Source organism: Dolichospermum sp. UHCC 0259 (assembly GCF_009711935.1).
Classification (GTDB): Bacteria; Cyanobacteriota; Cyanobacteriia; order Cyanobacteriales; family Nostocaceae; genus Dolichospermum.
This window is the reverse complement of record NZ_VIKX01000007.1, coordinates 20,051-32,159: the sequence shown is the minus strand read 5'-3', so window position 1 is coordinate 32,159 and position 12,109 is coordinate 20,051. Positions and strand designations below refer to the sequence as shown.

Sequence of the window (12,109 nt, the reverse complement as noted above, 5' to 3'; positions counted from 1 at the left end):
TAAATAACGGGGTTATTCATAAAGCTTTAATCTTAAATCTTGATTTTTTCCTTATTTTCCAGAGGAAAAACTGCATCGGAAAAATCAATAGTTTCGCCAGCTATGGGTAAACATTCATCATTGAGATGTTCACAAAATATAATTTCTACAACATCCAAATTATGATTTTCGGAAATTGTAGCTTGATAAATAAAACCATCTTCTGATTTTTTAAAAGCATCATATAAATCAATATTACCAGAACGAATATTTTTTAATCTGCTTTTCGACATAGGAGAATAAACCCATGTTTTATAAGCTGGTGTTTCATCTATCCAAACAGCTAAAAAAATCTGTCCTGAAGCATTTTGACAACTAAATAAACAGGGGAAATCATAATATTCATAGATTTCAATAATTTCTAGGTTTACTAGCGGTGGGTATTGTGGTAGTAATTTCATAGATAAACCTCATTTTTTGTCAGGATAAGTAATATTAACAATTTCAAAAATTTTCCAAGGTTCTTGATTAGCTAGCAACCACCAAGTATAATGATCATTACCTGTTTTTCTGGAAGGTGTGTTTAACATTACGCCTAAATTAGAATTTCCATATCCTAATGCTACTTGTTTTTTGCGAAGTGCAGGAATTTTATTACGAGCGTTACAAACTCCTGCTTCTGAGGTAAAAACAGAGAGTCCACAAGTTTGACATTCTGTGATGTTTTTAGGACAAGGTTGATCTATATTTTGTTCACGCCATGATCTAAAATCATCAGATGTAGGAGGGTTATTATCTACCAGACGGTAAATAGTTCCTGAAATTGGTTGAGCCGTTTCAGGAGGGCAATTTTCAGGAAAATGCTTCGACCATTCCATGTTATTTCTATTATTTTAATACATTTTTTAAATGATATCACTACTGTGAACAAATTCATTTCTTGGCTAATAGCAAAATTAATCTACACCTGAATGAAGATTGATATTTATTAAGTCTGTTTTAACAGACTTGCGTTATGAGACTGAGAATAAATTCTCAGGCGGGTTTAGAAAAATGAAAAGCGATATTTCAGCAAAACAAACAACCTCACGAATTATGAAAAAATGGTTATCAATTATCGGTATTGGTGAAGATGGTACAGCAGGGTTAAGTCCCATAGCTCTTGCTTTTTTGGAAAAGGCTAAAATTATCTTTGGTGGGGAACGTCATCTTGCTATGTTACCCCCTGACGACAACCGGAAAAAAATTTGCTGGAAATCACCTTTTCAAACTTCCATAACGGAAATTATCAGTTGTCGAGGTGAAGCAGTTTGTATTTTAGCTAGTGGCGACCCTCTATGTTATGGTGTGGGTGCAACTATTTTAAAAGATATTGATATTTCGGAAATTACAATTATTCCTGCACCTTCGGCTTTTAGTCTGGCTTGTTCTCGATTAGGATGGTCATTAACAGAAGTGGAAACTTTAAGTTTATGTGGCCGTCCGGTTTCTTTACTGCAATCTTATATTTATCCCGGTGCAAAATTATTAATTTTAAGTGAGGGAAAACATAGTCCGGCTAATGTGGCGGAAATTTTAATAAATCGCGGTTATGGTAATAGTCAAATTACCGTTTTAGAAAAAATGGGTAATATTAATGAGAATATTATCACAGATATCGCTAGTAATTGGCAAGAAAAAAATATCGCGGCTTTAAATACTATTGCAGTGGAATGTATTGCTGATAAGGGAATAGTTGGTTTATCGAGATTTCCCGGTTTACCTGATAGTGCATTTCATCATGATGGACAATTGACAAAAAGGGAAGTCCGGGCAGTGACATTATCGAGTTTAGCACCTTTACCGGGGGAATTGCTGTGGGATGTGGGGGCTGGTTGTGGTTCTATTTCCATCGAGTGGATGCGGAGTGATAGAAGATGTCGAGCGATCGCTATTGAACAAAATTCCACTAGACTAAATTATATAGCTGATAATGCTGCTGCTTTAGGAACACCGAATTTACAAATTATGGCAGGTAAAGCTTTAGAAGTTATCCCCAATTTACCAGCACCAAACGCGATTTTTATCGGTGGTGGTGTCACAGCACCGGAAATATTAGAAAATTGTTGGAATGCGTTGCTTCCTGGAGGCAGAATGGTAGTTAATGTTGTTACTTTAGAAGGTGAACAAAGATTATATCAATGGTATGAAACAGTGGGAGGGAACTTTACCCGCATTGCTATTCAACGTGCTGAACCCATCGGTAAATTTCTGGGTTGGAAAGCAATGTCTCCGGTGACTCAATGGATAGGAGTGAAAAATTGATAATTAGAACTTTAGAAAAAAGTACCAATAAAACTAGATAGAAATAATCAGATTTTCTAAAAAACCTATTTCTAATTCCGATGCAGGTTTACCACCACCACCTTCTATTAATTTTAAATATTTTCGCAATAGTTGCTGCATATTGGGAGTCCGATATTGGGGACTAATTTGTAATAACGCATTTTCCCAATGAGTCTTTGTTGGTAAGTGTCCATATTCAGCTAAATAGATAGCTTCTCTGACTAATTTATCTAATTCTGCACCGGAATAACCAGCGGTTTTATCAACAAGATATTCTAAAATGGAAGAAGGAGTTGGTGGTAATTTATAAGCAGTAGTGCGTTTTTGTAAAATTTGATATCTTTCTTCAGTATTAGGAGGCATAACTATAAAGATTTCATCAAAACGACCAGCACGAAATAATTCTGGAGGTAATTTTTCTCTATCATTAGAAGTGGCGATGAAGAAAATCGGATATTCGTGATCATTTAACCAAGATAAAAATGTCCCAAACTGTCTGGTACTAACTCCTGAACTATCACCTCCCACACCGGCAAAAGCCTTTTCAATTTCATCCATAAACAGGATGTTCGGTGCTGATGCTTCGATGGCTCTGAGAGCTTGAAAAGTGTTGCTTTCCGATTCTCCTACCCAGCGAGATTGTAACCGAGAAATTTCAAAATTAATCTGGGGTACGTGCCATTCTTGTGCGATCGCTCTGGCAATAAAAGTTTTACCACAACCAGGGAAACCTTCGAGTAAAATAGCACGAGGACGTAATTCTGGCTGTCCATCTTGAGCAAACCAACACTCACGGCTATATATCCATTCTTTAACTTTAGTTAATCCTCCCACATCTCTCAAACCTTGACCAGAGGGAGCATAATATTCTAAAACTCCAGTTTTTCTAAGTTCCTGTTTTTTCGCTTCTAATAATAACTGTCCAGCCGCATCTGGATCTGTCCATAAATTTCGAGATGTTGATAATTTAGCAGCCTGAATTGCCGCTTGTAAAGGCATTCCTTGAGCTTGTTCCGCTAATCTTCCAGCATCTGATTCTGTTAAACCATATTTTTCTACAGCCACACTAAAAACATCTTCATAAAGTTCTGCTTCCACAGGTAAAGGTAAATCTATAATATGTACCATATTTCGCAAAATAGTCGGAATAGTCCAATCTGAACCAATGATAATTAAAGACATTCTTACTAAAGGTCTTTTTTGGTCTATGACTAATATTAATTCTTTCAGTTTTCGTGCCATCAAATAATCATCTGGACGCAATAAAACAGACCAATCTGGCAATAAATAGGTGTGTTGTCTTTGGAGATTTTTACTAACTTGATCTTGTAACCGACGTTGAAGAATATCTAAAGATTGTAAAACTGGATTACCATTTATATCAATAGCATTACCTAATCTTTGCCATTGTGCTTGATTTGCAGAACCACCAGTTTCTAGTCTTTGTTGAAAACCTTCTGTACTATTCCATTGTGCTAATTCTCCATCTTGAATATCTTCACTATTCAAAATTGCTGAATGAGCATCAATTGTGCAACGAATAGCGCGATTTTCTTCTGATGATCTCAAAAAAATTAACGGATAACGAGATTTTAATAAATCCTGTAATTCTTGCTGACATTTATAATAAGGTAATTCCGGTTGCATATTTTTTAACTTCCTTAAAAATCAGCTTTGTTAGTATCAGTCCGAATATCTGTAACTGGTTCTGGTGTTTTTTCTGTGTTACTATTAGGAGAATTTTCAACTTTATTGGTAGAGATATTTGCAGTTTTTATTTCAGAAGTTGGAGTTACTACTGGACGGAGAGGTTTTTTAGCAGGAGCAACAATAGGATTATTTACACTATTAACAGAAACAGGATTATTAATGGGAATTACAGGTTGAATAGGAATAGAAGCATCAAGAGGTAAATCTAAAGTTACAATAGTGCGACGACGACCAACTTTAATATCTGCAATCCAATTAGAAATTATCGCAGTTAAATTTTCGGAAGTTAACATTCTAGCTGATTGTTGTTCAATAGTTTGACTAATCAGAGAACGATTATTCTCCTGACGAAAATAATCTTCAGGATAACTTTCATACAATGTACTCAAAGTAATAGAATAGCTAATTTCCTTATTTCCTGCTTGTGGTATTCTGACAATTAGAGTATATTCAGACATCATGAAAACACTATTATTAATTATGGATTTTGTATGACGAGAGAAGCCCATGACCAATTTGCGAAAGAATATCTAGAGGAATTATTAAAACCTTTAGGTCAAGTAGATATTGGTAAAGACGTAAAAAGCGAAGTTAGAGAAATAGATATTTGGTTTGTTCCCAATCAATTAAAACCTGTAACTTCCGATTTAGGATTATTAGCAAAAATGGCAGTTACAAGCTGTCTATTTGAACCTTTTCGTAATCCTCCCAACGAAATGACAATTAGAAGTTGTATGTCGAAATTATACAGCCTTCATGAAGAATTGTTTAGACAAGCAAAAAGAGAAGATCGTCGGCTCATGGAAACCGAGTTCCCTGTTTTATGGATTTTAACACCAACTTGCTCAAAAAATAAATTAGATGGATTTAGAGCTACACTCAAAGATGATTGGGAAACAGGAGTTTATTTTCTAGGAGAATCGCAAAAAACCGCTATTGTAGCAATTAACCAATTACCCAAAAATCAGGATACACTATGGTTAAGGGTGTTAGGTAATGGGGAAACCCAAAAACAAGCAGTACAAGAACTAATCACAGTTTCCACAGAAAACCAGCGTAATTATCTACTGGAAATTTTAGCATCTTGGCGTAAAAATATAGAGATTAACACTAATATCAACGATGAAGATAGGGAGTTGATTATGACTTTATCACCAGCATATCTCAAACAACGCGAGGAATGGCGAGAAGAAGGACTGCAAATGGGACTACAAACGGGACTGCAAACGGGACTGCAAACGGGAAGACAAGAAGAATTGCGGTTAATAGTAGGAAGTTTACTAACAGCACGGTTTGGCAACTTAGATGAGGAATTATTAGCTATTGTTACTTCTATTATGGAACTTTCTCTCACAGAAAGAACTGATTTATTCCTCAACTTATCTCAATTGTCCCGTGAGGAATTATTAGCAAAATTCCCCATTAATTAACCCATTCTCGTAGGTTGTTCACATCCTTTAGATCCCCGACTTCTTTGAGAAGTCGGGGATCTTTTTGACTAAATCCAGCGGTCAGCTTCTATTTTAAGTTGTTGACTCCAACGTTTAAACCAGAGTATAGCACCTCCTGAAATACCTAAAGTTAATATTAATATAAATAACCGATCTGGGATCAAAGGTAATTTATAAAAAGATATATTTGGCATTCTGATCTTAACAGGTTCAGCATTAATATTTAGTTCTCTTTTAGAGGAATTAACACTAACTTGCACTTGATATTCTTCTGCTGGTGCTGCATTTGGTTGAATATATTGTAATTCATATTCACGCAATGCTTTAAAAAAGGTTTCTAAACTGTTGACGGCTTCATTCGCATCTTGGGGAAATTTACTGATACCACCCGTTAATTCGGCAATTTGTTTTAATCTTGGTTGATCAACAATATAGTTGAATATGTCACCAGAGGGAAGTTTACACGATTGAATTAAATCAACTGCTTCTTTTTTCTCTAACCAACTATTAGGAATATTGCAGTTATTAGCACGATCTCTTAACTGTTTTAAAGACTCTCCATAACCTAAAGTGTAAACTCTGACTGTCGGATATTTTTTAAAGACTTTTTCTAAATTAGTAAATTGTTCGTCTTCTGTTTTCCGGTTACTGTTGTGATAACCATCAGACAATAACATTACAGCTAATTTAGGCGGAATTTGTGGTTCATCTTTTCTCAAGTCATTGCTACTATTTGCTTGTCTTGTCAATTCTTCGGAGTTATCACCTAAATATTTGACTGCTTCTTTCAAAGGATTATATAAATTAGTGCCGGCGTTAGTGGGAGAAGATGCTAAGTCTGCTACTCTTTTATCTAAATTTGGTGAATCTGCTGGTAGGAAATTTTTAGCAATAATTTCTTGGTTAACCTCATAATTATCTTGAGCAATCTGTGATTCTCCAAAGGGGACTAAGGAAATATGTACAGGTAAATTTTTCTCCCGAACTAATTGAATAAATCCTCGAATAGCCAGAATAGCACCATCTATTTTTTTGACTCCACTAGCATCTTTTTTTCTCATGCTTCCACTCATGTCTAAAAGGATGACAACATAAGCAGGATCTGATGTTAATTGTTCTCCCGGTGGAATTAATCTAAATTTTGTCACTTCTGAGAAGTCAAGATTAATAGGAGTATCTTGACTTTTAGCGGTAATTCTAGCAGTTTGTAATTTGAATTCAGATTTTTGTAATCCCTCAATAGGAATATTATCATCATTAACAACTTTAACTTTTAAGGTGACAATATCAGCATCCGTAGGACGGGGAGATACTTCAATTTTGGAATTAGCAAAAACTGGTAATGGTAAAAATCCTAGTAAAAGAGTAACAATTCCTAATTTAAGCTTGGGGGTCAAGTAAGCGGTTATAGAAAATGAATCTGTAGAATTTTTCTTCATTGTTTTCATGATAAAGTGTCAAAATTTGATTATGTTTGAGGGTGTTTTTTTGATTTTCCGGTAGAAATTTTTGTTGAACTTTCACAGATTTTTCTGCTAAACAACGAATAATTACATTATCAGAATTTACCTGTAAAGAAGCACATTCTTCTGGTAAATGAGGGATATAAATATCTGCTGTATCACCAGAACCAATGATTATGAGTTTATTAGTTTTTCCTGGTAATTGAATTGAAACTCCTTCCTCTATATGTTTGTAATTATTATCAGGAATATATTTGAGCAATTGATTATTTAATGTTGGTCGAAGTATTTGTGTGGGAGCATTATTATTAACTTGTAATTGAGTGGTTGATTTTCTAGTGCGTTTTTTTGTGGCTTCAAATCCTGTTCCTGCTCTCAATGCTACTTGATAACTGGGTTTGGCTGCAAAACACAAAGATAATCCTAATAAACCACCAAATAAGAAGAAACCAAAGGCTTCTTGATATTGACCTAATGCTATATTTACACTTTCGCAAAAACTGGCTGCTAATAATCCTGAAGCAGCACCAAAACCTGTACTTTGAAAAATGCGTTGGGTGACTCTACTACCTGTTCCTTCAATACTTCGCCAACTCCAACTAATACTTTCCGCTAAACCAGCAAATGCACCAATAATGATCCAAGAAATGATCCTGACTGAACCACCTGACCAGTTACTTGCTAGTAGCATCCAGTTTAAAATGCCGATAACTAAACCTATGAATGCACCAACAATAAACACTGTTTTTAAGGATGTTCGAGTCAGGAGTCGCCAATTAGCTTTATAGCGAGTGGGGTTACTGATGAAAATTTCTGCAATTATTATCCCACTGGCTATACAGGGAGTGACAATGATTAATAAGATTATGTAGGGAGGAATGTTAAATTCTTTGGGTAAAAATGGCATCAATAAAGCGCCTATTTCTTGCCATAAGATTTGACTAATACTCCAGCCTAGTAGGGCGGAAATTATGCCGCACAAGGCGTAAAAACTGGCTCTAATTGGGAGGTTGTTCATGGGTGATATATGAGTAATTATTTATCCTTTGCTTTTCTTTTTATCTTTTTTCAAAAGATGTTCTAAGTTATTTTTTAAAGGTTGTGGAAGCTTCTTGAGAATCTCTTGCCTCGTCAAATCGAATATATCTGGATTCAAACATTTATCAAAATCAAGTGAAGGTTTATTTTTACATTTAGATAGTTGTTTAATTTTATTATTAAATGTATCTTCATCTTCAATATTCCGAAAATAATTCTTAAGTTGTTCTAAATGTTGTTTTTTAGATTCTATTGGTGAACCTTTTGGAATAAATTTTTCCAGTTCTTGAGCAGGGATTTCCTTGTTTTCTTCCAAATAACATTCCTTGTAATTTTTAAAATTTCCCAAGAAATTTACATTTGATTGTTCACAAATAGTAGATTCACTTTCATCTATATTATCAGATGGTTGTGTTTCTTTGGGATAAAAACCTTTAGCCATATAAAAAAAAATTAAAACTACAATAAAAAAAAATACACCTACGATTACAGCGTTAGCAGCACGATCTCCTTCCTCAATAGAAGGATCTCCTTCGCTATTAGAATCACTATTATTTGACGAATTAGAATACATTCCTGTTTGATTGGGTACATAAAATATCCGTGATCTAATTTGTGGGTCAAGACTAGTACGAACATCTGTGGGAATCTTATCTCCGCTAGTTCCACTCATGCGATAAAAAAATTCAGCTAAATCTTTTCTGTGTGTTTTACTAAAAATAATAGCTAAACTCTTATAATTTCCATACTGATAACGCCTATTTTGTTCATGAATATTTTTAAGATTCGGGATAATATCTAAAATTGGTTGACAAAAAGTTATAACTGATGGGTAATTAATATTTTCTTGATATAAAATTACTTGTGCAATTATTTCTGTATATTCTTTGAAGTATGTTTGCCAGATTCCTTGAGAGCGTGTTAATAAATAATCAATTTTTTGAGCCATTACTTTAACTTCATTTATATTAATCATTCGATCAGGATTTATTAATTTATCTAATAAAAAAGAAATCCCGAAATATATAGAACTTTCTAATTTGTAAATAACTGAATTACCTTGATCATAACTAGCTTCTAAATCATAAATAGCTTCTAACAAAACTCTTTGAAATTCCGAAATATCTGATTGCCTATTGCTTTCTGATGGATTTGCCCAATTTCTTAAAGTAGATATCCAACCGGAAGATGTTTGTTGAGTATCAAGTTCTAATGATTGCACCATTTTTAATAGCCAATTTTCAGATGATTTATTATTGGGTGCAACTAGATATATTAATTGGGGATAAATGTCATAGGGGGAAGATGCGTGATTTAAGGTGTTTTTATCTCTACAATTAGTCCAATCTGCATCTGCATAATCTCTTAAATATCCAAATAGTTCTTGTGTTTTTTTCGGATTTAATCCATTTTGATTAAATGTATTTGCCAAACTAGATAAACATGATTTAATATTTTCCCTCACTGCTGATGGTATTGAATTGGAAGTTTTGCTAGGTAGGGGTGTGGGACTTTCTTGTTGTGCTTTATCAGGAGTTGGATCATCAGGAGTATGTGTTTGTGGTGATACTAAATTTAATGCAGGTAAATTACGTTTACGAATATTACGAATATTACTGAGTCTATCCTCTTGAGTAGCATAAAAGATAGATATGAAGCTATCTGGATGTGCTAATTTTTGAACATTCCAAGCCCAAGCATTAGGGCTATTGGTATGATTAGCACGAAGACTCAAACCTAATGCTAGATAGTGTAATTTTATATATTCCGGATATTGTTGCTGCCAAAGCTCTTTTGTAACTACAACTGTATGAGGAATTTCTGATAGGTTTTCTACAGTTTTCCAAGTCTCTTGTAACCAAGATTCTTGAAATTTTGTCTTTTGATATTCCAGAGCATAGTAAAATATTTCTGGTAATGATGTTTCGACTAATTCAGACATATCAAACTTAGGCTCTTTGTGATTAGACCACCAATATATTAAAGTCCCAATACCATCAACATCTGGAGATGATTTTTCTAACCAAAAATATTTATAGCCAATAGTAGGACGACCACCATCATCTAACTGTCTATTCGCTACTGCTAGAACAGAATATTTATTATCTATTTCTCTGGCAATGAGAGCAAAATCATTATCTTCTGGTGGATAATTATCATTCAATTTAAAATCATCTTTAATTACTGCTTCACGGATTTCTTGGGGAACTTCCCTATTCCAGCAAGCGATTTTCTCAAAAGCATAGCCACCGGATACATAACATTGATATACTTCTGAGTAACGGACGTTATCAAATCCTCTACAAAATTGGTAAATGGGAATACCTGACATAATTATCTGCTCCTAAATATCTCTTAATTGATTATCTTCCTTCAATGTTGCTAACCAATACAAAGGCGCAACTAAACCTAAAGGTCGCCATACTCCTGGTTTATCAATTACTCCATAAGTTCCCCCACTATCTCTATTCTTTTTCTTGAAGTTTGGTCTGGGTGGTGTTCCTTTTGTGCCGAAGGTAGAAGCAAAAAAGTAATTTGTAGAACATCCCCATAGGTTACTCCATTTCTTTAATGTATTTTTAAGACTGGGAAATTTCAAGCCCATGAAAGTGTCTATATCTTGCCAATAACCTGAAGCTGGAGGTTGTTCACATTTGGTAAATACTACAGCAATTCGATAATTTTGTAATCCTCCTCTATTAATACTTAATCGCTCATTTAATTCTCTTTGCAGGTTTTCTAAGGCTTGAGCATATTCTTGATCAGATATTTTATTCGCAGTGCTATCAATGAGTATCAATAAACCTGATGCAGTGGCACAATCATCTAAATAATTAACTAAATGTGCGCTAGGATTGGCAAGATTTCGTAATTCTTTGATCAGTTCCCCGGAGTATTCTCGACAGGATACTCGCAATCTGATAGGTTGATTTCTTAAAGCTGGGAGAGGATGATTGAGAAATTTAGCCTTTAAGGTAATTAGTAAGGAGTATGTTGGTAAGTCCTCAGATTCTCCACTGCCATAATCTGTACCTGCTAACTCTCTACCATCTTCTAAGATGTCCTGAGCTAGACTAATTAATTCCCCAGCTTCGTCATTATAGGGGTCAACGGCAAGAATAGGACTTTCTGTTTTAGCATTTGGCCAACGAGCTAGAGCCGCCATAAAGGCTGTTTTTCCAGAACGACGGGGACCAATCACTCGAAAGTCCTGATTTCCGCCAATGTCAAGGGGAAGATTAGAGGCGTTCGTCATGAAATACCCTCCCTGTGCTTAACCAATAAAGTGGGGAAATTAAACCGAAGGGTTTCCAAGCATCAACCTCTCGTAAATGGGCAATAAACTCGCCGGAACTGCCATCATCGGGTATATAACGATTAGGACGGGGATCATGTTGTCCAGAGCTATCCCCCATGACACCGAAGGAAGAACAGGCGAAAAATCGTAATCTGGAAGGTGGTAATTTGTCTTTCAATACTTTATAAGTTTCCTTTAAACGGACTCTAAATAAATCTTCTTCGGCATCTAAACGACAAGGCCAAAGTTCTCCCCGTTCACATTTACTCATAACTACCGCAACTCTCAACTTACTCAAAGTTTCATTCACATTAGCCTGTTCGGATAATTCTGTTAATAGCCTATTCAAAGCAGGTGCATAGAGTTTTGCGTCATTACTTGTATCCCAATCTGTGAGCATAATCATCCAACTTTTGGCGGTTAACCAATCTTCTACATATTCTTGAAATTCAGATGCTCTGTGAGGGATAGCTGCACATTCAAATGTTTCTCCAGCGTAATCTTTGACGTTTAATCCTAATGTTATTCCTGGTGAATTTTTAGTAGTGGGAATTTTAATGTTAAAAGAAAAATATGGTTCATCACCAATATCATTACCCGCAAAAACTGCCCCTTTTTCTAGAATATTTTTAGCTTTTCCAATCAGTTCTTCAGCATCATCAGAAGTAGCTGTAACTTCCAAACCAGGAAATTGTTTTTTTAACTCTTCTGGAAGCCGCAATAATGAAGCCAAATAAGTGGTTTTACCGGATTTTCGAGAGCCAATGATTCTAATATCATTGCCAACTGATTGTTGTTTTTTCAGAATTGTAGGTTTATTTTGGGAATTTTTGGCAAGCATAAGA

At 34.9% G+C, this 12,109-nt stretch carries 11 protein-coding genes; 2 read left to right on the top strand and 9 right to left on the bottom strand.

Annotation, left to right across the window (positions count from 1 at the left end; all coding sequences use genetic code 11):
* Nucleotides 1-32 precede the first annotated feature (32 nt).
* Together FJR05_RS01015 and FJR05_RS01010 are read right to left on the bottom strand one after the other, a co-directional pair.
* Nucleotides 33-440 carry a DUF6575 domain-containing protein gene (locus FJR05_RS01015; RefSeq protein ID WP_168642399.1) on the bottom strand — a complete coding sequence of 136 codons (408 nt, stop codon included), beginning with the start codon at nucleotides 438-440 and terminating at the stop codon, nucleotides 33-35.
* Between the two features lie 9 nt (nucleotides 441-449).
* On the bottom strand, nucleotides 450-857 hold the full coding sequence (locus FJR05_RS01010; protein ID WP_168642398.1) for a hypothetical protein: 408 nt from the start codon (nucleotides 855-857) through the stop codon (nucleotides 450-452).
* Between the two features lie 217 nt (nucleotides 858-1,074).
* Between FJR05_RS01010 and cbiE the strand changes: the two genes are divergently transcribed.
* Nucleotides 1,075-2,283, top strand: coding sequence for a precorrin-6y C5,15-methyltransferase (decarboxylating) subunit CbiE (gene cbiE, locus FJR05_RS01005; RefSeq protein WP_168642430.1), 1,209 nt, complete (start codon nucleotides 1,075-1,077; stop codon nucleotides 2,281-2,283).
* Nucleotides 2,284-2,316: 33 nt separating this feature from the next.
* On the opposite strand, the gene FJR05_RS01000 is transcribed toward cbiE, so the two are convergent.
* Nucleotides 2,317-3,951: an AAA family ATPase gene (locus FJR05_RS01000; RefSeq protein WP_168642397.1), complete on the bottom strand. Its 1,635-nt coding sequence runs from the start codon at nucleotides 3,949-3,951 to the stop codon at nucleotides 2,317-2,319.
* Between the two features lie 14 nt (nucleotides 3,952-3,965).
* Entirely contained in the window at nucleotides 3,966-4,475 is a 510-nt protein-coding gene (locus FJR05_RS00995) for a hypothetical protein (protein ID WP_168642396.1), read from the bottom strand.
* Between the two features lie 30 nt (nucleotides 4,476-4,505).
* On the opposite strand from FJR05_RS00995, the gene FJR05_RS00990 reads away from it, so the two are divergent.
* Entirely contained in the window at nucleotides 4,506-5,444 is a 939-nt protein-coding gene (locus FJR05_RS00990) for a hypothetical protein (RefSeq protein ID WP_168642395.1), read from the top strand.
* A 68-nt stretch (nucleotides 5,445-5,512) separates the two neighbouring features.
* Here the strand turns inward: FJR05_RS00990 and FJR05_RS00985 are convergent, their stop codons facing one another.
* Genes FJR05_RS00985 through FJR05_RS00965 form a run of 5 tightly spaced genes read right to left on the bottom strand, consistent with a single transcriptional unit; the run spans nucleotide 5,513 to nucleotide 12,105 of the window.
* Nucleotides 5,513-6,904 carry a vWA domain-containing protein gene (locus FJR05_RS00985; protein WP_168642394.1) on the bottom strand — a complete coding sequence of 464 codons (1,392 nt, stop codon included), beginning with the start codon at nucleotides 6,902-6,904 and terminating at the stop codon, nucleotides 5,513-5,515.
* On the bottom strand, nucleotides 6,846-7,946 hold the full coding sequence (locus FJR05_RS00980) for a hypothetical protein (RefSeq protein WP_168642393.1): 1,101 nt from the start codon (nucleotides 7,944-7,946) through the stop codon (nucleotides 6,846-6,848). The genes FJR05_RS00985 and FJR05_RS00980 overlap by 59 nt, the downstream gene beginning before the upstream one ends.
* A gap of 21 nt (nucleotides 7,947-7,967) precedes the next feature.
* Nucleotides 7,968-10,298, bottom strand: a complete 2,331-nt coding sequence (locus tag FJR05_RS00975) for a hypothetical protein (protein WP_168642392.1) — start codon at nucleotides 10,296-10,298, stop codon at nucleotides 7,968-7,970.
* A 12-nt stretch (nucleotides 10,299-10,310) separates the two neighbouring features.
* Nucleotides 10,311-11,222, bottom strand: coding sequence for a hypothetical protein (locus tag FJR05_RS00970; RefSeq protein WP_168642391.1), 912 nt, complete (start codon nucleotides 11,220-11,222; stop codon nucleotides 10,311-10,313).
* A complete protein-coding gene (locus tag FJR05_RS00965; protein ID WP_217385498.1) occupies nucleotides 11,206-12,105 on the bottom strand; it encodes a hypothetical protein in 900 nt (299 codons plus the stop codon). The genes FJR05_RS00970 and FJR05_RS00965 overlap by 17 nt, the downstream gene beginning before the upstream one ends.
* Nucleotides 12,106-12,109: the final 4 nt, after the last annotated feature.